General features: G+C 72.1%; 16 protein-coding genes and 1 riboswitch. Of the genes, 13 read left to right on the forward strand and 3 right to left on the reverse strand.

The genetic code is table 11. The features are described from left to right. Positions 1 to 53 precede the first annotated feature (53 nt). From SACTE_RS24835 to SACTE_RS24860, 6 genes are all read left to right on the forward strand, one after another. Positions 54 to 593, forward strand: coding sequence for a DUF1453 family protein (locus SACTE_RS24835; protein WP_014048769.1), 540 nt, complete (start codon positions 54 to 56; stop codon positions 591 to 593). Beyond that, a complete protein-coding gene (locus SACTE_RS24840) occupies positions 590 to 1753 on the forward strand; it encodes a histidine kinase (RefSeq protein WP_014048770.1) in 1164 nt (387 codons plus the stop codon). The genes SACTE_RS24835 and SACTE_RS24840 overlap by 4 nt, the downstream gene beginning before the upstream one ends. Next, positions 1750 to 2430, forward strand: a complete 681-nt coding sequence (locus SACTE_RS24845; RefSeq protein ID WP_019993292.1) for a response regulator transcription factor — start codon at positions 1750 to 1752, stop codon at positions 2428 to 2430. The genes SACTE_RS24840 and SACTE_RS24845 overlap by 4 nt, the downstream gene beginning before the upstream one ends. Before the next feature lie 97 nt (positions 2431 to 2527). After that, positions 2528 to 3001 (forward strand): DUF485 domain-containing protein, encoded by a 474-nt coding sequence (locus SACTE_RS24850; RefSeq protein WP_014048772.1) that lies wholly within the window; start codon positions 2528 to 2530, stop codon positions 2999 to 3001. Then, the gene (locus SACTE_RS24855; protein ID WP_014048773.1) at positions 2998 to 4590 is read left to right on the forward strand and encodes a cation acetate symporter; all 1593 of its coding nucleotides are present in this window, start codon (positions 2998 to 3000) and stop codon (positions 4588 to 4590) included. Before SACTE_RS24850 ends, SACTE_RS24855 begins: the two co-directional genes overlap by 4 nt. A 219-nt stretch (positions 4591 to 4809) precedes the next feature. Next, on the forward strand, positions 4810 to 5820 hold the full coding sequence (locus SACTE_RS24860; protein WP_037759055.1) for a LacI family DNA-binding transcriptional regulator: 1011 nt from the start codon (positions 4810 to 4812) through the stop codon (positions 5818 to 5820). A gap of 53 nt (positions 5821 to 5873) precedes the next feature. Here SACTE_RS24860 and SACTE_RS24865 read toward each other — a convergent pair whose 3' ends face one another. Beyond that, positions 5874 to 7211, reverse strand: a complete 1338-nt coding sequence (locus tag SACTE_RS24865; protein ID WP_019993294.1) for a citrate synthase — start codon at positions 7209 to 7211, stop codon at positions 5874 to 5876. Positions 7212 to 7382: 171 nt separating this feature from the next. Between SACTE_RS24865 and SACTE_RS24870 the strand changes: the two genes are divergently transcribed. Then, a complete protein-coding gene (locus SACTE_RS24870) occupies positions 7383 to 8546 on the forward strand; it encodes a citrate/2-methylcitrate synthase (protein ID WP_014048776.1) in 1164 nt (387 codons plus the stop codon). Between the two features lie 21 nt (positions 8547 to 8567). Continuing rightward, the gene (locus SACTE_RS24875; protein WP_014048777.1) at positions 8568 to 9695 is read left to right on the forward strand and encodes a GTP-binding protein; all 1128 of its coding nucleotides are present in this window, start codon (positions 8568 to 8570) and stop codon (positions 9693 to 9695) included. Between the two features lie 29 nt (positions 9696 to 9724). Here SACTE_RS24875 and SACTE_RS24880 read toward each other — a convergent pair whose 3' ends face one another. Further along, positions 9725 to 12181, reverse strand: a complete 2457-nt coding sequence (locus SACTE_RS24880) for a DNA topoisomerase IV subunit A (RefSeq protein ID WP_014048778.1) — start codon at positions 12179 to 12181, stop codon at positions 9725 to 9727. A 245-nt stretch (positions 12182 to 12426) separates the two neighbouring features. Here SACTE_RS24880 and SACTE_RS24885 point away from each other — a divergent pair, with 245 nt between their 5' ends. The 4 genes from SACTE_RS24885 (at position 12427) to SACTE_RS24900 (ending at position 17315) form a co-directional block, all read left to right on the forward strand. Next, positions 12427 to 13806 (forward strand): pitrilysin family protein, encoded by a 1380-nt coding sequence (locus SACTE_RS24885; RefSeq protein WP_014048779.1) that lies wholly within the window; start codon positions 12427 to 12429, stop codon positions 13804 to 13806. 26 nt (positions 13807 to 13832) lie between these two features. After that, positions 13833 to 15215, forward strand: a complete 1383-nt coding sequence (locus tag SACTE_RS24890; protein WP_014048780.1) for a pitrilysin family protein — start codon at positions 13833 to 13835, stop codon at positions 15213 to 15215. A 189-nt stretch (positions 15216 to 15404) separates the two neighbouring features. After that, positions 15405 to 15571, forward strand: a riboswitch (cyclic di-AMP (ydaO/yuaA leader). Positions 15572 to 15583: 12 nt separating this feature from the next. Continuing rightward, a complete protein-coding gene (locus SACTE_RS24895) occupies positions 15584 to 16375 on the forward strand; it encodes a M23 family metallopeptidase (protein ID WP_014048781.1) in 792 nt (263 codons plus the stop codon). A 235-nt stretch (positions 16376 to 16610) separates the two neighbouring features. Further along, entirely contained in the window at positions 16611 to 17315 is a 705-nt protein-coding gene (locus SACTE_RS24900; RefSeq protein ID WP_014048782.1) for a GntR family transcriptional regulator, read from the forward strand. Positions 17316 to 17496: 181 nt separating this feature from the next. Here SACTE_RS24900 and SACTE_RS24905 read toward each other — a convergent pair whose 3' ends face one another. Next, a complete protein-coding gene (locus SACTE_RS24905; RefSeq protein ID WP_014048783.1) occupies positions 17497 to 17778 on the reverse strand; it encodes an HPr family phosphocarrier protein in 282 nt (93 codons plus the stop codon). Positions 17779 to 17994: 216 nt separating this feature from the next. Here SACTE_RS24905 and SACTE_RS24910 point away from each other — a divergent pair, with 216 nt between their 5' ends. Continuing rightward, positions 17995 to 20964, forward strand: a complete 2970-nt coding sequence (locus SACTE_RS24910; protein WP_014048784.1) for a GNAT family N-acetyltransferase — start codon at positions 17995 to 17997, stop codon at positions 20962 to 20964. The last annotated feature ends 53 nt before the right edge of the window (positions 20965 to 21017 follow it).

Genomic DNA, 21017 nt, shown 5'->3' on the forward strand with positions numbered 1-21017 from the left:
GGCGTTTCCGTAGCGTCGAAGGCCTGGACCCTTCCCGCACTCCGGAGACCGCCATGCCTGAGCTTGTCAATACCCTGCTGATCGTCGCGGTGATCGCGCTCGTCGTCGTGCGCCAGTTCTCGGCACAGAAGATCACCGCCGACCAGCGGTGGTGGGTCCTGCCGGGAGTCCTGCTCCTCGTCGCCGCACGGAACGGCGCGGTGCTCGATCCGCGCCACGGGACCCTGTCCGTACTGCTGCTCGCGGCGGGGCTCCTCGTCGGACTCGTCACCGGCGCCGGATGGGGGTGGACCGCCCGGATGTGGCAGGGGCCGGACGGCTCGGTGTGGAGCAACGGCACCAAGGCCACGGTCTGGGTCTGGTCGGCGGGGCTGGCGCTTCGGGCCTCTCTGGCCGGTGCGGCCGTCCTGGCCGGCGTGCACCAGTCGGCCGCGCCCCTTCTCATGTCACTGGCGGCGATGCTGCTCGCCCGAGGCGGGGTGCTGGCGAGCAGGGCCCTGGGCATACGCGCGGGGGGTGGCGCGCAGGACGCCGAAGACTCGGGTGGCGGGCCCGCGTACGCCACCCTGGCCCAGCGGAAGGAGCGTGTGTGAACCGCGGTACCTGGACCAGCTGGCCGTCCAGAGAGGCTCTGAGGCGTGAGCCCAGCACCAGGGCCCGGGCTGCGCTCAGGAGTTTCGTCTGGGGCGCGGTTCTGATCGGCCTTCTGTGGAGAACCTTCGCCGACGGGCCCTTCGCACCCTGGCAGATCGCGGTCGGCCTGGTCGGCGCGGCCGTGTGCGGGGTGATGGCTCGGGCCTTCTTCCGCACCACACTGGACCACCGGCTGTGGGCATCCCTCGGGCTGCTGCTGGCCTTGATGGCGGCGGCGTACGGGGCCGAGGAGGCCGGCGCCGGGGCGCTCGCCGTGCTGCTGTGGTGCGGCTGCGCGGTCACGGCTCTGGAGCGGCTTCCGCTCTGCGCCGCCGTACCCCCCACCCTGGTGGCTCTGGTGGCCTACGCCGCCGTCAAGAGCGACGGGTGGCTGACGACGGTGGTCACCACCGGCGGCCTGTGCCTGGGGGGATACGTCCTGCGGCTCGACGCCGAGGCCCGGGGGAGTGCTCAGCGACTCCTCGCCCAGGAGCGGGCAGCCAGGGCCGCCGAGGCGGGGGCGGCCGCCCTGGCGGAGCGCTCCAGGATCGCCCGCGAGATCCACGACGTCCTCGCCCACAGCCTCTCCGCGCAGATGGTGCATCTGGAGGCGGCCAGGCTGCTGATCGAGCGCGAGCCGCCCGGGGGTTTCCGCGACCAGGTGCTGGAGCGGGTGGTCGCGGCGCGCTCGATGGCGCAGGACGGCCTCGCGGAGACACGGCAGGCGCTCTCCGCGCTGCGCGGTGAGATGACACCGGTGGAGGAGTTCCTGCGGCAGCTGGTCGCGGGCGAGCCTGCCGACCTCCTCGTGACGGGGGAGCGCAGACCGCTGGCCGCCGAGGCATCCCAGGCGGTACGCAGAGTGGCGCAGGAGGCGCTGACCAATGCCCGTAAGCACGCTCCGGGTGCGGGGTTGAGGATGCGGCTGGAGTACCTGCCGGACGCGGTGGCGCTGGAGGTGCGGGACTCGGGCGGCTCCCGGGCCGCGGGCGGGCTCGCTGTCAGTGGCTCCGGATACGGTCTCCTGGGGATGAGGGAACGCGCCGAACTGCTCGGCGGGACGCTGGAGGCAGGACCGGACGAGGAGGGGTTCGTGGTGAATCTGCGGGTGCCCACGTGAGCGCACGGGTGGTGGTCGCCGACGACCAGGCGATCGTGCGCGAGGGAATCGTGATGCTGCTGGGCCTGCTCCCCGGCATCGAAGTGGTCGGGGCCGCGAAGGACGGGGACGAAGCGGTCGCGCTCGTCGCGGAGAAGGCACCCGACGTGGTGCTGATGGACCTGAGAATGCCCCGCTGCGACGGGGTGGAGGCGACGCGCCGGATCCGGAAGGAGCACCCCCGTACCCAGGTGGTGGTCCTGACGACCTTCGCGGACGACGATTCGCTCTTCACCGCGCTGCAGGCGGGTGCCCGGGGATACCTCACCAAGGACGCACGGGGAGAGGAGATCGTCCAGGCGATCGACGCGGTGATGTCGGGCGAGGCGGGGCTCTCTCCGAAGGTGCAGAGACGCCTGTTGGAGCGGGTCACGGGCAGCGAGACGGTTCCGGCGCCTTGCGCCCTGCCCTCCGAGCTGCCGGACGGCCTGACACCGCGCGAGGCCGAGGTGCTGGTGCTGATCGCCGAGGGGCTCTCCAACAGGGAGATCGCACGAGCCCTGCACGTCTCCGCGGCGACGGTGAAGACACACATCAACAACCTCTTCGCCAAGACCGGGGCACGGGACAGGACACAGGCCGTGCGGTACGCGTACGGCAGGGGGCTCGCACGCCCTCCCCGGACTTCCTTCACCTGAAATGGTGAAGCCCGCCGGATGAAGAGCCAGGATCACCCTGGCTCTGACCATTCTTGGCTACGCGGCCGAAAAGGCTCGTGGACAAGGGAGTTGTTCGGTGGAGAAGGAAGCAGGGCCGGATGTCGCAGCGATGTGGCCGGACGACCCGTGGTACGACGTGCCGGCGCCGGGACGGTGCGCGCCGGACGGCGTCGCGGCGGCAGCGCCGGACAGCCGGACCGGGCGCCGGGAGGAGCAGGGGCACAGTGCGGCCGACGTCTACCTGGAGGTGCAGCGCAGCGCGGCCTTCCGGGAAGTCCGGCGCCGCTACCGACGGTTCGTGGTTCCGGCGGTAGCCGCCTTCCTCCTGTGGTATCTGGCCTACGTCGTCGCGGCCACCACCGCTCACGGTCTGATGGCGCGGCCCGTCGCCGGTGTGATGAACGTGGCCATGCTCGCGGGGCTGGGGCAGTTTCTCACCACGTTCCTGCTGACCTGGGCATATGTCCGGCACGCACGGCTGCACCGCGACCGTGCGGCACTGGATCTGCGCTGGGACACCCAGGAGATGACGCGAGGGGCCGAGCGGTGAGCGGCGGCCACCAGACCCTGGCGCTGCTTCTGTTCAGCGCGTTCGTCGTTGTGACGCTCGCCATCACCACCTGGGTGAGCCGGAAACGGCGAGGTTCGGCCGAGGAGTTCTACGCCGGCGGCCGGCTGTTCTCGCCCATGGAGAACGGTTTCGCCATCGCCGGGGACTACATGTCCGCAGCCTCCTTCCTCGGGATCTCGGGACTGATCGCCCTCTACGGCTACGACGGCATGCTGTACTCCGTGGGCTTCCTCGTCGCCTGGCTCGTCGTCCTGCTGCTGGTGGCCGAACTCGTACGCAACTGCGGCCGCTTCACCCTTGCCGACGTGGTCGCCGCGCGGATGGCTGAGCGCCCGGTGCGCACCGCTCTGGGTGTCTCGTCCGTCACGGTCTCCGTGCTGTACCTGGTGGCGCAGATGGTGGGCGCGGGAAGCCTTGTCGCGTTGCTGCTCGGCGGCACCGGCGACACCGCCCGATCCTGGACGGTGGTCGGTGTCGGAGCCCTCATGGTGATCTACGTGTCCCTGGGCGGCATGCGGGCCACGACCTGGATCCAGATCGTCAAGGCCGTCCTGCTGATGGCCGGGGCCGTGGCGTTGACGGTCCTGGTCCTCGTCCATTTCCACGGCAACGTCAACACCCTCCTCAGCTCCGCCGCCGAACGCAGCGGGCAAGGCGGCGACTTCCTGTCGCCCGGGCTGCTTTACGGCGGGTCCTGGACCGCGCGCCTCGACTTCATCAGCCTCGGTCTGGCCCTCGTGCTCGGCACGGCGGGCCTCCCGCACATCCTGTCGCGCTTCTACACCGTGCCGACGGCCCGGGCGGCGCGGCGTTCCGTCGTCTGGTCGATCGGCCTGATCGGCGGCTTCTACCTGATGACGATCGTGCTCGGGTTCGGGGCGGCCGCGCTGGTCGGTTCCGCGGACGTACGCGCGTCCAACGCCTCCGGGAACACGGCCGTTCCGCTGCTGGCGACGGTCCTGGGCGGCGGTGAGGGGTCCACGGGCGGCACGGTGCTGTTCGCCGTGGTCGCGGCCATCGCCTTCGCCACGATCCTGGCGGTCGTCGCCGGGATCACTCTGGCCTCCTCGGCCTCCGTCGCCCACGACCTGTACGCCTCGTGGCGACGGCCGGGTACGGAGCGGCGCGGCGAGGTCGGCGTCGCGCGGGCGGCCGCGGTGGGCATCGGCGTGGTGGCCATCGCGCTGGGGCTCCTCGCCCAGGATCTGAACGTCGCGTTCCTGGTGGGGCTGGCCTTCGCCGTCGCGGCCTCCGCGAACCTCCCGGCGCTGCTCTACTCGCTGTTCTGGCGAGGCTTCACCACCCGCGGAGCGGTCTGGGCCGTCTACGGGGGACTGATTCCCGCCGTCCTGCTCGTCATCCTTTCCCCGGTCGTGTCAGGGAGCCCGGCGTCGCTCCTCCCTGGTGCGGACTTCCAGCTCTTCCCCCTGGAGAACCCCGGACTGGTGTCCGTCCCCGCCGGTTTCCTGGCCGGCTGGATCGGCACGGTCACCTCTCCGGAACCGCCCGACGAGGCCAAGCACGCCGAGACGGAGGTCCGCGCGCTCACGGGGGCCGGGGCGGTGTAGGACTGCACCGCGGTCCCGGGAGGCGGCATCGAAGCAGGTCCCAAGCCGGGCGGGAACGAGACGGGTCGGGCGGGGACGAGCCGGGACGGGCCGGGCCGGGCCGGGTCGGGCGGGGACGAGACGGGGCGCCTCTTGCCTCCGGCGGCTCCGTCTGTGAGCCTTTCCATGGTTTCCGAGCCAACGCAATCGCCTTGCGTTTCTTGCGCTAATCTTGCGTTCATGACGCGACGACTTGCTCAGGTTGCCCGGAAAGTGGGAGTCAGCGAGGCCACGGTCAGCCGGGTTCTCAACGGCAAGCCGGGCGTCTCCGACGCCACCAGGCAAGCCGTCCTCTCCGCCCTCGACGTCCTCGGCTACGAGCGGCCGACGCAACTGCGCGGGGAACGCGCCCGGCTGGTCGGCCTGGTCCTGCCCGAACTGCAGAACCCGATCTTCCCGGCTTTCGCCGAGGTCGTCGGCGGCGCGCTGGCCCAGCAGGGCCTGACCCCCGTGCTCTGCACCCAGACCAAGGGCGGGGTCTCCGAGGCCGACTACGTCGAACTCCTCCTGCAGCAGCAGGTGTCCGGTGTCGTGTTCGCGGGCGGCCTGTACCACCAGGCTGACGCCCCGCACGATCACTACCGCGTGCTCGCGGACCGGAAGATCCCCGTCGTGCTGATCAACGCCGCGATCGCCCGGCTCGGCTTCCCCGGCGTCTCCTGCGACGACTCGGTGGCGGTGGAGCAGGCGTGGCGCCACCTCGCTTCACTGGGCCACGAACGGATCGGGTTCGTCCTCGGTCCCTCCGACCACGTGCCCTCGCAGCGCAAGCTCGCCGCCGCTCGGGCGCTCGCCGAGAGCGCGGGGAGTTCGGTGCCGGACGAGTGGGTGGCCCGCGCCATGTTCTCGCTGGAGGGCGGTCAGGCCGCCGCCATGCGTCTGCTGGACCAAGGGGTCACCGGCATCATCTGCGCCAGCGACCCGCTCGCTCTGGGCGCGGTGCGCGCCGCACGCCGCCGGGGACTGTCCGTGCCCGCCGACGTGTCGGTCGTCGGGTACGACGACTCGGCCTTCATGAACTGCACCGAGCCGCCGCTCACCACGGTGCGCCAGCCCATCGAGGCGATGGGTCGTGCCGCGGTCGAGCTGCTGTCGGTGCAGATCGGCGGCCGTACGGTCCCCTCCGACGAACTGCTCTTCGAACCCGAACTGGTGGTGCGGGGCTCGACGGCCCAGCCGCCCCGCCGCTGACCGGGCGGTACCGGAGACGGACCCCGCCCAGAAGAATTTCCGGCTGCGTGTTGTTATTTTGCGGGGCCGGTCCGCTCCGCAGGTCCGGGGAAGGGCTGCGGCGGCCGCATGCCTTCGTACTGACCGCTGGGCCTCATCCGCAGGGGCCGCTCCGCGTACTCCTCCAGCGCGTGCGCGATCCAGCCCGCCGTGCGGGCCACCGCGAACACCGTTTCCCCCGCGTCCGCCGGCATGCCGCAGGACACCGACAGGACGGCCAGCGCCAGGTCCACATTGGCGTGCAGCGGCGCGTGGCGGGCGGTGGTGCTGACCACGTCGCGGGCGGCCTCCAGGGCGGCGGCCGCCTCGGGCACCTCGGCGAGCAGGCCGAACAGCACCTCGGCGCGCGGGTCCTCGCCGGTGTAGAGACGATGGCCCAGCCCCGGTACTCGTCGCCCCGTGCGCAGATGGTCGGCGACCACCGGCGCCGCGCTGCCCCGGTCCACCACCTCGGTCAGCATCCGGTGCGCCAGGCCGCTCGCGGCACCGTGCAGCGGCCCCTCCAGCACCCCGAGACCGGCGGAGACCACGGCGTACGGATGGGCGTGAGCGGACGCGGCCACTCGTGCCGCCAGGGTCGAGGCCGCCAGGTCATGGTCGGCCAGCAGCGAAAGTGCCGTGTCCAGTACGGCCAGTGACGCCCCGTCGGCCGGCACGTTCGACAGGCGCGGCCACAGCTGGTGGGCCAGGGACACCTCAGGGCCGCCGCCCTCGCCGTCCCGCGACGGTCCCCTGCCGACCGGCGGCAGCGCGCCCGCCATCGTGGGGATCAGGCCGCGCGCGCTGCTCAGCACCCCGCCCGGCGAGAGATCGAACCGCAGGGGATCCGCGGAGGCGGCGGCGACCACCGCCACCCGCAGCCGGTCCGTCGCACCGCTGTGCCGCGGCAGGGCCGCCACGGCGCGCCGTGCGGCCGACAGGGACTCGGGCGGCGCGGTGAATCGGGCACCCACCGTGAGCTCACCCGTCCAGATCCACTCGGCGACCTCCTCGAAACCGCAGCGACGGGCCAGCTCCGTCGCGTCGACACCCCGGAAGTAGTACCGGTCCTGCTCGATGAGCGTGATGCCGGTACGGATGACCGGTTGGCCGGCCGGGGGAGTGGGAGGCTGCTCCCTGCGCCCGGTACGCCGCGCCAGCGCCTCCACCTCGTCCGCGTCGAAGGTGCTGCCCCGGCTGCCCGGGGCCCGCACACTGCCGAGCTGCCCCCGGCTCACATAGGCGTAGACGGTCTCGGGCTTCACACCCAGCAGCTCCGCCGTCTCCCGGGTGGTGAGCCGCCGTCCCGCGGGGGGAGCCCCGGTGTCCGCAGCTTCGTCCGAGCCCGTTCCCCGTGCTGCCTCTCGCGTCATGGGGCCACCGTATCCATAGCCGTCCGCATCCATCGAGACCTGTGTATTGATTCAATCAATATTGACGAGTTGCCAGTCAATCATGAACAGTTAAATCAATGCTCCAGCGCTTCCCGAACCAGGAAGCGAAACCGGTGAAGCGAAACGAAGGAACGAAAGGAGTGGCCCGACATGTCCGCTCTGCGTACGGATCCCGCCCCGCTCGACGTACCCCGCGGCCTGGCCGGTGTGATCGTCACCGACACCGCGCTCGGCGACGTCCGCGGTCGCGAGGGCTTCTACCACTACCGCCACTACTCGGCGATCGACCTGGCACAGACGCGCAGCTTCGAGGACGTCTGGTATCTGATGGTCCACGGAGAGCTTCCCGACCGGGCCGAGAGCGCCGGTTTCGCGGCCCGTACCGCCGGTCTGCGGCATCTGCCCGCCGGGGTGAGCGCCGCGCTGCCCGGCATCGCACGCGCCGGTACCGTCTCCGGGCCCCTGGCCGGGCTGCGGACCGCCCTCTCCCTGCTGGGCGCCTCCGCCGGACTGCGGCCCGTCTACGACCTCACCGGTGACCGGCGCCGCGAGGACGCGCTCGCTCTGTGCGCGGCGGTCCCCACCCTGCTCACCGCCCTGTACCGGCTCGGTGAAGGGCTCGAACCGGTCGCTCCCCGCGACGACCTGCCGTTCGCCGCGAACTACCTGTACATGCTCACCGGCGCCGAACCGGACGCCGCACGCGCCGCCGCCGTCGAGCGGTACCTCGTCTCGACCATCGACCACGGCTTCAACGCGTCGACGTTCACCGCCAGAGTCGTCGCCTCCACCGGGGCGGACATGGCCGCCTGCCTCGTCGCCGCCGTCGGCGCGCTCTCCGGGCCCCTGCACGGCGGCGCGCCCAGCAGGGCTCTGGACACTCTGGACGCCATCGGCACCCCCGACCGCATCGACGGCTGGATCCGCGAGCAGGTCCTCGGCGGCCGCCGGATCATGGGCTTCGGGCACCCCGTCTACCGTACCGAGGACCCGCGCTCCCGCATGCTCCGCTCCATCGCACAGGAATTCGGCGGCCCTCTCGTCGACTTCGCCATGGAGGTGGAACGGCAGGTCGAGGCCGTACTCGCCGAGCTCAAGCCGGGACGTGAGCTGCACACCAACGTCGAGTTCTACGCCGGAGTGGTCATGGAGCTGTGCGGGCTGCCGCGCGAGATGTTCACCCCCACCTTCTGCGCGGCACGTGTGGTCGGATGGAGCGCCAATATCCTGGAACAGGCGGAGGACCCCAAGATCATCCGCCCGGCGGCCCGCTATGCCGGGCCCCCGCCGCCCCAGCCCGTGCCGGCACCCTGATCACCCCGAGGAAGGCCCCCGTTGACCCCGACCCACGCCCCGCAGATCCCGGTCGTCGTCCTCGCGGGGTTTCTGGGCTCCGGTAAGACGACCCTGCTCAACCACCTGCTGCGCAACCGCGCCGGCAACCGGATCGGGGTGATCGTCAACGACTTCGGTGCCATCGAGATCGACGCCATGACCGTCGCCGGCCAGGTCGGCTCGACCGTGTCACTGGGCGACGGGTGCCTGTGCTGTGCGGTGGACGCCGGGGAACTCGACGTGTACCTCGCCACGCTGACCAAACCGGCCGCCCGCCTCGACGTGATCGTCATCGAGGCGAGCGGCCTCGCCGAACCCCAGGAACTCGTCCGGATGCTGCTGGCGAGCGACAATCCGCGCGTCCGGTACGGGGGGCTGGTCGAGGTGGTCGACGCCGCCGAGTTCCTGGAGACCCGCGAGCGGCACCCGGAGATGGACCGCCACCTCACCGTCGCCGACCTCGTCGTCCTGAACAAGACGGACCGGGTGCCCGAAGCGCGGCTGGACGCCGTGCGGGAGGCCGTAGCCTCCACCGGGAGCGGGGCGGCAGTCATCGGAGCCGTCCACGGGCGGATCGACCCCGGGCTGCTCTTCGACCCCGTGCTGCGGCAGGAGGAGGACGACCACGCCCGCCAGCTGACCTTCGAGGACCTGCTGCGCGAGGCGGACCAGGAGGCGGACGGCGATCACGCGGACCATCTGCACGCGGCGTACGAAAGCGTCTCCTTCACCTCGGACGTGCCGATGGACCCGCGCCGCTTCATGGCGTTCCTGGACTCCCGGCCCCCGGGGCTGTACCGGATCAAGGGCTTCGCCGACTTCGGCGCGGGCGACCGGGGCAACGCGTACGCCCTGCACGCCGTCGGCGGATTCCTGCGGTTCGTGCCGAGGCCATGGGTCCGGGACGAAGCACGCCGCACCCAGCTGGTGCTGATCGGCTCCGGCATCGACGGGGACGCGCTGCACAAGGAACTGGCCGACTGCCGGACTGAACCCGGCCGTGGCCCCACCGGTCGCCCGCAGTCCGGACGGTCCGGCACCGGGGAGGCGCCGCAGGACGCCATCGACGAGCTGGAACGCAGCATGTGGGGCGTCCTGCGGTACGTCCGGCAGCCGGACGAGGACTGAGCCTCCCGGCCACCGGAGAGCTCCGCCCCCTACAGCGGCAGCGGTCCGGCGACCACCGCCACCTGGCTCGTCATCGGCGTCCCCGAACCGTCACGGCGCGGATCCGGCGCGGGCAGCTGGGCAGGAGTCCCGTTCCGCTGCGCGGCACGCGCCGGGACACCGCCGGCCCAGGCGAACACCAGGACGTCCTCGCCCTTCAGGAAGCGCTGGCAGCGCACCCCTCCGGTGGCCCTGCCCTTGCGCGGATACTGGTCGAACGGGGTGAGCTTCCAGGTGCGTTCCGAGTCGTCCAGCGTGCCGTGCGACCCGGCGACCGTGAACACCACGGCGTCCGCCGCGGGATCCACCGCGGTGAACGAGAGGACGGCGGCGTCCGCCCCGAGCTTGATCCCCGTCATGCCGCCCGCCGCTCGCCCCTGCGGACGCACCTGCGCGGCGGGATAGCGCAGCAGTTGCGCGTCGGACGTGATGAAGACCAGGTCCTCCTCGCCCGTCAGCAGCTGAGTGGCGCCGACGATCCGGTCGCCGTCCTTCAGCGAGATGATCTCCCACTCGTCCTTGTTGGGCGGATAGTCGGGCACCACGCGTTTCACCACCCCCTGGAGGGTGCCGATGGCCAGGCCCGGTGACTCCTCCTCCAGCGTGCTGAGGCAGATCAGCTCCTCACCCGTCTCCAGCGTGAGGAACTCGGAGATCTGCGCCCCTCCCGACAGGGTGGGGGCCGTGTGCGTGTCGGGCAGCTGTGGCAGATCGATCACCGACAGGCGCAGAAGCCGCCCGGTGGACGTCACCGCGCCCACGTCGCCCCGCGCCGTCGCCGGGACCGCCGAGACGATCACGTCGTGCTTGGTGCGCTTGGTGTCCTCGGCCACGACGATCGGGTCGGCGTTGGCGGTACGGGCCAGCAGACCGGTGGAGGAGAGCAGCACCCGGCACGGGTCGTCGGCCACCTCCAGCGGCACGGACGCCACCTGCGAACCCGCCGACTCCAGCAGCACCGTACGCCGGTCGGTGCCGAACTTCTTCGCCACCGCCGCCAGTTCGGACGAGACGAGCTTGCGCAGCTCCGCGTCCGACTCCAGGATCGCGGTCAGCGCGGCGATCTCGTCGTTGAGCCGGTCCCGCTCGCTCTCCAGCTCGATCCGGTCGAAGCGGGTGAGCCTGCGCAGCGGGGTGTCCAGGATGTACTGGGTCTGGATCTCGCTCAGCGAGAAGCGCTCCATCAGGCGCTCCTTCGCCTGCGCCGAGTTGTCGCTGTCGCGGATGAGCCGGATGACCTCGTCGATGTCCAGCAGGGCGACGAGCAGGCCCTCGACCAGGTGCAGCCGGTCGCGGCGCTTGGTCCTGCGGAACTCGCTGCGCCGGCGCACCACCTCGAACCGGTGGTCGAGGTAGACCTCCAGGAGTTCCTTGAGGCCGAGTGTGAGCGGCTGACCGTCCACCAGCGCCACGTTGTTGATGCCGAAGGACTCCTCCATCGGCGTCAGCTTGTAGAGCTGCTCCAGGACGGCCTCCGGAACGAAGCCGTTCTTGACCTCGATCACCAGCCGCAGACCGTGCTCGCGGTCCGTGAGGTCCTTGACGTCCGCGATGCCCTGGAGCTTCTTCGCACCGACGAGATCCTTGATCTTCGCGATGACCTTCTCCGGCCCGACGGAGAAGGGGAGTTCGGTCACGACGAGGCCCTTGCGGCGGGCCGTGACGCTCTCTATGGCGACCGTGGCGCGGATCTTGAAGGTGCCGCGGCCGGACGCGTACGCGTCCTTGATGCCGCCGAGCCCCACGATCCTGCCACCCGTCGGCAGGTCCGGGCCCGGCACGAACCGCATCAGCGCGTCGAGGTCGGCGTTGGGGTGCCGGATGAGGTGGCGGGCCGCGGCGATCACCTCGCCGAGGTTGTGCGGAGGCATATTCGTCGCCATGCCGACGGCGATCCCGGACGCCCCGTTGACCAGGAGGTTCGGGTAGGCGGCGGGCAGGACGACCGGTTCCCGCTCCTGGCCGTCGTAGTTCGACTGGTAGTCGACCGTGTCCTCGTCGATCGACTCCGTCATCAGGGATGTGGCGTCGGCCATCCGGCACTCGGTGTACCGCATGGCGGCCGGCGGGTCGTCGTTGCCGAGCGAGCCGAAGTTGCCGTGCCCGTCGACGAGGGGCAGCCGCATGGAGAACGGCTGGGCCATGCGCACCAGCGCGTCGTAGATCGACGCGTCACCGTGCGGGTGCAGCTTGCCCATCACCTCGCCGACGACCCGGGCGCACTTCACGTAGCCGCGGTCCGGGCGCAGCCCCATCTCGTTCATCTGGGACACGATGCGACGGTGCACGGGCTTCATGCCGTCGCGGGCGTCGGGCAGCGCCCTGGAGTAGATCACCGAGTACGCGTACTCGAGGAAGGAGCCCTGCATTTCGTCGACGACGTCGATGTCGAGGATCTTCTCCTCGAAGTCGTCCGGCGGCGGGGTTTTGGTGCTGCGGCGGGCCATCGCGGCTGCGACTCCTTCACAGATTCTGTCGGGCAACCTCAGGTTCTGACGCCGACCATTGTGGCCCGCCCGACTGACAACGCCGACCTCGACCCGTCCGAAGTGCCCCGGGCGCACGTCGCTGTACCCCCTCGACAGGGGAATCCGCGACAACATTCACCCGGCGGGAACTTCGCCAGGTGCCCGTGCGCTTGCTTACAGTGGCAGGTCCGGCAGGAAATCCTGTACCGATCGAAGGGACGTACATGCCCATGGGTCACACGGCCACAGCCCAGGCCGGTTCCGGCGGTTTGACGGCGACCGAACACCGCCTGGCCAACGGCCTGCGCGTGGTGCTCTCGGAGGACCATCTGACCCCGGTCGCGGCGGTCTGCCTCTGGTACGACGTCGGCTCCCGCCACGAGGTCAAGGGCCGCACCGGTCTGGCTCACCTCTTCGAGCACCTGATGTTCCAGGGCTCCGGCCAGGTCAAGGGGAACGGGCACTTCGAGCTGGTGCAGGGCGCCGGCGGATCCCTCAACGGCACCACCAGCTTCGAGCGCACCAACTACTTCGAGACGATGCCCACGCACCAGCTGGAGCTGGCCCTGTGGCTCGAGGCGGACCGGATGGGCTCGCTGCTCGCCGCGCTCGACGAGGAGTCGATGGAGAACCAGCGCGACGTAGTGAAGAACGAGCGCCGCCAGCGGTACGACAACGTCCCCTACGGCACCGCGTTCGAGAAGCTCACGGCTCTGGCCTACCCGGAGGGCCACCCGTACCACCACACCCCGATCGGCTCGATGGCCGATCTGGACGCCGCGACGCTGGAGGACGCCCGCGCGTTCTTCCGTACGTACTACGCGCCCAACAACGCGGTGCTCTCGGTCGTCGGCGACATCGACCCGGAGCAGACGCTGGCCTGGATCGAGAAGTACTTCGGCTCCATCCCGTCCCACGACGGCAAGCAGCCGCCGCGTGACGGCACGCTCCCCGGCATCATCGGCGAGCAGCTGCGTGAGGTGGTGCACGAGGAGGTCCCGGCACGCGCGCTGATGGCCGCCTACCGGCTGCCGCACGACGGCACCCGGGAGTGCGACGCCGCCGACCTGGCGCTGACCGTGCTCGGCGGCGGTGAGTCGTCCCGGCTGCACAACCGCCTGGTCCGCCGCGACCGTACGGCGGTGGCCGCGGGATTCGGGCTGCTCAGGCTCGCCGGAGCGCCCTCGCTGGGCTGGCTGGACGTCAAGACGTCCGGCGGCGTCGAGGTGCCGCGGATCGAGGCGGCCGTCGACGAGGAACTGGCCCGCTTCGCGGCGGAAGGCCCCACCCCGGAGGAAATGGAACGGGCCCAGGCCCAGTTGGAACGCGAGTGGCTCGACCGGCTCGGCACGGTCGCCGGCCGCGCCGACGAACTCTGCCGGTACGCCGTCCTGTTCGGCGACCCGCAGCTCGCCCTGACCGCGGTGGGGCGGGTGCTCGACGTGACCGCCGACGAGGTGCGGGAGGCCGCCCAGGCGCATCTGCGCCCCGACAACCGGGCGGTCCTGGTCTACGAGCCCGTCGAACCGGCCGACGAGACCGAGGATTCCGGCGACGCGGCCCAGGCGGCCGGCACCGACGCGCACGAGGGGGCGGACAAGTGACCGACGCCGCCGTGACGGGAGTAGCGATGGAGTACCACCCGCAGCCGACCGCGGGCGAGGCCAGGCCCTGGGCCTTCCCGGCGCCCGAGCGAGGAGCCCTGCCCAACGGCCTGACCGTGCTGCGCTGCCACCGGCCCGGACAGCAGGTCGTCGCCGTGGAGATCTTCCTCCAGGCGCCCCTGGACGCCGAGCCGGAGGGGCTGGACGGCGTGGCCACGATCATGGCGCGCGCACTGTCCGAGGGCACCGACAAGCACTCCGCGGAGGAGTTCGCTGCCGAGCTGGAGCGCTGCGGCGCCACGCTCGACGCGCACGCCGACCACCCCGGGGTGCGTGTGTCGCTGGAGGTCCCGGTCTCCCGGCTGGCCAAGGCCCTCGGCCTCGTCGCCGAGGCGCTGCGGGCCCCGGCCTTCGCCGAGGACGAGATCGAGCGCCTGGTGGGCAACCGGCTCGACGAGATCCCGCACGAGCAGGCCAACCCGGCCCGCCGCGCCGCGAAGCAGCTCTCCAAGGAGCTCTTCCCGGCCACGGCGCGGATGTCCCGGCCGCGCCAGGGCACCGAGGAGACGGTGCGGCGGATCGACGCCCCCGCCGTACGGGCGTTCTACGACGCCCATGTCCGCCCGTCCACCGCCACCGCGGTGGTCGTCGGGGACCTCACCGGGGTCGACCTGGACGCGCTGCTCGCCGACACCGTCGGCGACTGGTCGGGCAACACGGCTCCGGCCCGCCCCGTGCCGCCCATCACCGCGGACGACACGGGCCGTGTGGTCGTCGTGGACCGCCCCGGGGCCGTGCAGACCCAGCTGCTGATCGGCCGGATCGGCGCCGACCGGCACGACAGCGTCTGGCCCGCCCAGGTCCTCGGCACGTACTGCCTGGGCGGCACCCTCACCTCGCGGCTGGACCGTGTCCTGCGCGAGGAGAAGGGCTACACCTACGGCGTGCGGGCCTTCGGGCAGGTGCTGCGCTCGACGGCGCCCGGGTCCTCCTCCGGGACGACCGGTGCCGCGATGCTCGCCATCAGCGGTTCCGTGGACACCGAGTCCACCGGGCCCGCGCTGGAGGACCTGTGGAAGGTCCTGCGCACCCTGGCGGCCGAAGGGCTCACCGACGCGGAGCGCGAGACCGCCGTGCAGAACCTCGTGGGTGTCGCCCCGCTGAAGTTCGAGACGGCCGCCTCGGTCGCGGCGACCCTGGCCGACCAGGTGGAGCAGCACCTTCCGGACGACTACCAGGCCCACCTGTACGCGCGTCTGGCCGAGACCGGCACGGTCGAGGCCACTGCCGCCGTGGTGAACGCCTTCCCGGTCGACCGTCTGGTCACCGTCCTCGTGGGGGACGCCTCCCGGATCGCGGAGCCCGTCAGGGCTCTGGGCATCGGAGAGGTGACGGTCGTCAGCGGCTGACGCCACGGACGAACCGGGCCCCGGCGGGCAGCTGCCCGCCGGGGCTTCCCTTTTGCCGGTTTCAGAACCAAATGGGGGTTTCACCCTGTGGGATGAGCAACAAATCGGCTTGTCCGTTTGGTGAGGGAAAGGTCTCCGGCCTAGCGTCGGCCCGGCTGTCCGTCAGACCTGTGCCGCATCCGTGGCACCGGGCAGTCATCGCCGAGTCCCCGTCAGGCGCGAGCCTGGGGAGCCGGGGACCCAATGCAGTCCCTGGGGTGAATCGGACACCTGCGCCCGCGCGTGCCAGGTGCCCGTAGGAGACCTTCCTGCTCCGAACCCGTCAGCTAACCCGGTAGGCGAGAAGGAAGGAAAGGACCAGCCTCTCCATGGCGTTCACCCGTGCCACCGGGAAGCACCGTGCCCCGAACCGCCTGACGCGCAGGAGCGCCCAGGTCGCCGGCATCGCCGCCCTGGCCACCGCCGGCGTCATCGGCGCCACCGCTTCCCCCGCACTCGCCGCTGACTCCGCCGCCACCGTCGAGACCGTCGGGCTGACCCAGGTCACCGCCATCGGCAGCAGCCTCGCGGCCCAGATCGAGGCCCAGGCGCAGGCCCAGCGGCACCAGGCCGATCTCGCCGCGAAGGCGAAGGCCGAAGCCGAGGCGAAGGCCAAGGCCAAGGCGGAGGCCAAGCGCAAGGCCGAAGCGCGCGCCGAGGAGACCCGCAAGGCCGAGGCCCGTGCCGCCCGCGCCGCCGAGCGCGCCCGGCTGAACTCCTTCCGCCTCCCGGTCGCCGGCTCCTACGTCACCACCGCCTACAAGTCCGGCGGCTCCCTCTGGTCCTCCGGCAGTCACTCGGGCGTGGACTTCCGCGCCGCGTCCGGCAGCTCCGTCGTCGCCGTCGGCGCCGGCACGGTCGTCGAGGCCGGCTGGGGCGGCGCCTACGGCAACAACATCGTGCTCCGCATGACGGACGGCACCTACACCCAGTACGGCCACCTCTCCTCGATCGGCGTCCAGGTCGGCCAGCGCGTCTCCTCCGGCCAGCAGATCGGCCTGTCCGGGTCGACCGGTAACTCCACGGGGCCGCACCTGCACTTCGAAGCCCGCACGACCCCGCAGTACGGCTCGGACATGGACCCCGTCGCCTACCTCCGCTCGCACGGCGTCCGGCTCTGACCGGACCCCCTGCGGCACCGCTCCCGCCGAAGGCCCCGGCAACCGCCGGGGCCTTCGGCGTGCCGTCGTACGCCGGCACGCGAGGGCGCGGACCGAAGCGCCGCCGAAGTGCCCCCTGGCCAAAAGATATCCATGGATTCCGCCCCGCCGTCGGAAATTCGGAGCGATTGCAATAGAGTCACGGAACAGGCGTCGATCGGCCGCGTTTCGCGGGGATTAAGGCGGAGGTTCGGACATGCGCATTCCCGCGCATTCGGTATGCACGGCAATCCGTGACGACATCGTCTCCGGTGTCTTCGCGCGCGGCAGCCGCCTCACCGAAGAGGTGCTCGCGCGTCGCTACGGAGTCTCCCGGGTCCCGGTGCGCGAGGCACTGCGCACCCTGGAGTCCGAGGGGTTCGTCGTGACCCGCCGGCACGCCGGCGCCTGCGTCGCCGAGCCCACGGACCAGGAGGCCGCGGACCTCCTGGAGATCCGGACGCTGCTGGAGCCGCTCGGCGCCGCACGCGCCGCGCAGCGCCGCACGGAGGCGCACCTCAAGGTGCTCCGGGGCCTGGTCAGACTGGGTCAGGAGCGGGTGCGCCGCGGTGAGGGCGAGGATCTGCGGTCACTGGGCGGCTGGTTCCACGAGACGCTGGCCCAGGCCTCCGGCAGCCCCGCGCTGATCGCGCTGCTCACCCAGCTCCGGCACAAGATCGCCTGGATGTACACGGTCGAGCAGTCGGCCCTGCCCGCCGACTCGTGGGCCGAGCACGGTGCCCTGGTGGACGCCGTGGCGCGCGGTGACGCCGAACGCGCCCGGGCCCTCGCCGCCCAGCACGCCGAGCGCGCGGCCGCCGCACACCGGCCGCGCCGGCCGGAAAGGCCCGCGTCGGTGCCGGGCCCGCCCCGGGTGAGGGCTTCGCAACAAGCCGTAAACACGGCGGGCGTCCGGCATTAACAATGGCGCCGTATACAAAGAAGGTGACGGGAGGAGGGCTTTATTTCCGCTGCCCGCATTCCATTCCGTGCGGCCATTCTTTTCGGTCTGCGTCGGCCTGCTCGAAACGAAAAGGCTGCGGCTCCCGAGTGGGGAACCGCAGCCTCGCCGCAGAGATGATTCCGGATCCGGCCCGCGCGGGTCAGACCGTCTCCGGGAGCTCCTCGAGCCCCTCGGCGACCAGCTTCGCCAGCCGGTCCAGGGCGGCCTCGGAGTCGTCCGCGTCGGACGCGAGCACGATCTCCTCGCCGCCCTGGGCGCCCAGGCCGAGCACCGCGAGCATGGAGGCGGCGTTCACCGGGTTGCCGTCGGCCTTGGCGATGGTGACGGGGACGCCCGACGCCGTGGCGGCACGGACGAAGATGGAAGCGGGGCGGGCGTGCAGGCCCTCGGCCCAACCGACGTTGACGCGGCGCTCAGCCATGGTTCTGCCCTTCACGTTCAGTGGTTGTCTAGACCAAATGGTTGTCTAGACCAGTCTCTCATGCGGTGCGCACTGCCGTGCGCGGTCCCGCGACGGCCGGCCGCGCACCTCCCGGTCCCGTCCACCAGCCTTCCCGTAGCGCCCGGATTCCCCGGCCGGTCGCCCGGGCCCGACGGCCTCCTCCGCGCCCGGTCCGGCGAGCCGTAGGCTTTCTCCATGGAGCCCACGCCGGAGCAGAGTCCGCATCACGCGTACCCCGACCACTGGGAAGCGGACGTGGTCCTCCGCGACGGCGGCACCGCCCGCATCCGGCCCATCACCACGGACGACGCCGAGCGGCTGGTCCACTTCTACGAGCAGGTCTCCGACGAGTCGAAGTACTACCGCTTCTTCGCCCCGTATCCGCGTCTCTCCGCCAAGGACGTGCACCGCTTCACCCATCACGACTACGTCGACCGGGTGGGACTGGCCGTGACGATCGGCGGCGAGTTCATCGCCACCGTCCGCTACGACCGGATCAACGCGCAGGGCAGGCCCGCCTCGGCACCCGCCGACGAGGCGGAGGTCGCCTTCCTCGTCCAGGACGCGCACCAGGGCCGCGGCGTGGCCTCCGCGCTCCTGGAGCACATCGCGGCGGTCGCCCGGGAACGCGGCATCCGCCGGTTCGCCGCCGAGGTGCTGCCCGCCAACAACAAGATGATCAAGGTGTTCCGGGACGCCGGCTACACCCAGCAACGCAGCTTCGAGGACGGCTCCGTCCACCTGACGCTCGACCTGGAACCCACCGCCGAGTCGCTCGCGGTCCAGCGCGCCCGTGAGCAGCGTGCCGAGGCGCGTTCCGTGCAGCGGCTGCTGGCGCCCGGGTCGGTCGCCGTCGTCGGTACGGGACGGGCTCCCGGAGGCGTGGGCCGCACGGTCCTGCGCAACCTCCTCGGCTCGGGCTTCACCGGACGGGCGTACGCCGTGAACCGGTCCTTCGCCCCGGACCTGGCCACACTCGACGGGGTGCCCGCGCACCGCTCGGTGGGGGAGATCGGCGAGCGGGTCGACCTTGCGGTCGTCGCCGTCCCGGCCGAGCGGGTGCCGGAGGCCGTCGCGGACTGCGGGGAGCACGGCGTCCGCGGCCTGGTCGTCCTGTCCGCCGGTTACGCCGAGCGCGGCGCCGAGGGGCGCGAGCGGCAGCGCGAACTGGTGCGGCAGGCGCGTTCGTACGGAATGCGGATCATCGGACCCAACGCCTTCGGGGTCATCAACACCGCCGGCCCGGTCCGGCTGAACGCCTCCCTCGCCCCCGAGTCACCCGCCGCCGGACGCATCGGACTGTTCACCCAGTCGGGCGCGATCGGGATCGCCGTGCTGTCGGGCCTGCACCGGCGGGGCGCGGGACTCTCGACGTTCATCTCCGCCGGGAACAGGGCCGACCTGTCCGGCAACGACTTCCTGCAGTACTGGTTCGAGGACCAGGCCACCGATGTCGCCCTGCTCTACCTGGAGTCGTTCGGCAACCCGCGCAAGTTCCACCGGCTCGCCCGCCGGACCGCCGCCGTGAAGCCCGTGGTCGTCGTCAAGGGGGCCCGGCACAGCGGCTCCGCCCCGCCGGGGCACGCGGTGCCCGTCAGCCGGATCCCCGACGCGACGGTCTCCGCGCTGATGCGGCAGGCCGGCGTCATCCGGGTGGACACCGTGACGGAGATGGTCGACGTCGGCCTGCTCCTCGCCGACCAGCCCCTGCCGGACGGCCCCCGGGTGGCGATCCTCGGCAACTCCGAGTCGCTCGGGCTCCTCACGTTCGACGCATGTCTGGCGGAGGGACTGCGCCCGCGCCCGCCCCGTGACCTCACGACGGAAGCCGAACCGCAGGACTTCCGGGACGCGTTGGCCGAGGCGCTGGCCGACACGACCTGCGACGCCGTGATCGTCACCGCGATCCCCTGGGTGGGGGAGAACGGCGAGGCGCACACCGGCGACGGCGAGGTGCTGGCCACCGCCCTGCGCGAGGCGGCCGCCACGGGCCCGGCGAAGCCGGTGGCGGTGGTGCACGTGGAGATGGGCGGCCTGGCCCAGGCCCTGGCCGCGGCCACGAGCACCGCGGCACCACCGCGATCCGAGGACCCGTCGGCCCCGGTGCCGGCCGGACACGCCCGGACGCGCCCCCAGGGGGCACACGCACCCTCCGGGCACCCCACGAGTGCGCGCCAGGGCACCGGGGGCGTGCGCGGGGACGGTGCGGTGCCACCGCGTTCGCCCGGGGCGCCGGGCAGCACCCCCGGAGGACCGGCCGCGCCGCACGACGCCCCGGGCGCGAAGGCGGGCCGCATCCCCGCCTACCCCGCCGCCGAACGGGCCGTCCGGGCGCTCTCCGAGGCCGTGAAGTACGCCCAGTGGCGGCGCCAGGCCGCCGCGCCCGGCAAGGTGCCCGAGTTCCTCGACGAGACCATCGACGAGCACGCCGCCGCCGCGCGGATCGACGCGCTGCTCGGCCCCGGCTCCGACCCCCGGGGCCGCCCCCTCACCCAGGAGGAGGCCGCCGACCTGCTCGGCCTCTACGGCATCACCGTGCGGCCCGGGCTCCCGGCCCCCGACGTGGAGGCCGCCGTGGCCGCCGCGGCTCGGCTCGGCTACCCGGTGGCGCTCAAGACCACCGCCCCCCATCTGCGTCACCGCCCCGACCTCGGCGGTGTCCGGCTCGACCTCGCGGGCGAGCGCGCGCTGCGCCGTGCCTACGGCGAGCTGACGGACCTGCTCGGCACGCCCGCCGAACTGCGCCCGGTGGTCCAGGCGATGGCGCCCCGGGGGGTCGACACCGTCGTACGGGCCTCGATCGACGCCGCAGCCGGAGCCGTCCTCTCCTTCGGCCTGGCGGGTGCCCCGTCTGAGCTGCTCGGCGACACCGCCCACCGCCTGGTCCCGGCCACCGACCGGGACGCCGCCGAGCTGATCCGCTCGATCCGGGCCGCGCCCCTGCTCTTCGGCTGGCGCGGCTCGGCCCCGGCCGACACCCCGGCGCTCGAGGAACTCGTGCTGCGGGTCTCCCGGCTGGTGGACGACCACCCGGAGGTGGTCTCCGTCGTCCTGGAGCCCGTGGTGGTCGCCACCCACGGGCTGACCGTGCTGGGGGCGAGCATCCGGCTCGCCCCGCCCCCCGCCCGCAACGACCTGGGCCCCCGTCGGCTCCCCAGTTACTGACCGGCGCGGCCTCCGCCCCGTACCGCCGCAGGGCGTGCCCGGCAGTCGGCGGC

It is taken from the genome of Streptomyces sp. SirexAA-E (assembly GCF_000177195.2).
GTDB lineage: Bacteria > Actinomycetota > Actinomycetes > Streptomycetales > Streptomycetaceae > Streptomyces > Streptomyces flavovirens.

Excerpts from the sequence above, each read along its gene's own strand:
- SACTE_RS24835 (WP_014048769.1), top strand. The coding sequence starts at position 54 with ATGCCTGAGCTTGTCAATACCCTGCTGATCGTCGCGGTGATCGCGCTC.
- SACTE_RS24910 (WP_014048784.1), top strand. The coding sequence starts at position 17,995 with ATGGAGCCCACGCCGGAGCAGAGTCCGCATCACGCGTACCCCGACCAC.
- SACTE_RS24880 (WP_014048778.1), bottom strand. The coding sequence starts at position 12,181 with ATGGCCCGCCGCAGCACCAAAACCCCGCCGCCGGACGACTTCGAGGAG.
- SACTE_RS24865 (WP_019993294.1), bottom strand. The coding sequence starts at position 7,211 with ATGACGCGAGAGGCAGCACGGGGAACGGGCTCGGACGAAGCTGCGGAC.
- SACTE_RS24895 (WP_014048781.1), top strand. The coding sequence starts at position 15,584 with ATGGCGTTCACCCGTGCCACCGGGAAGCACCGTGCCCCGAACCGCCTG.
- SACTE_RS24890 (WP_014048780.1), top strand. The coding sequence starts at position 13,833 with ATGGAGTACCACCCGCAGCCGACCGCGGGCGAGGCCAGGCCCTGGGCC.
- SACTE_RS24905 (WP_014048783.1), bottom strand. The coding sequence starts at position 17,778 with ATGGCTGAGCGCCGCGTCAACGTCGGTTGGGCCGAGGGCCTGCACGCC.
- SACTE_RS24860 (WP_037759055.1), top strand. The coding sequence starts at position 4,810 with ATGACGCGACGACTTGCTCAGGTTGCCCGGAAAGTGGGAGTCAGCGAG.
- SACTE_RS24870 (WP_014048776.1), top strand. The coding sequence starts at position 7,383 with ATGTCCGCTCTGCGTACGGATCCCGCCCCGCTCGACGTACCCCGCGGC.
- SACTE_RS24885 (WP_014048779.1), top strand. The coding sequence starts at position 12,427 with ATGCCCATGGGTCACACGGCCACAGCCCAGGCCGGTTCCGGCGGTTTG.
- SACTE_RS24900 (WP_014048782.1), top strand. The coding sequence starts at position 16,611 with ATGCGCATTCCCGCGCATTCGGTATGCACGGCAATCCGTGACGACATC.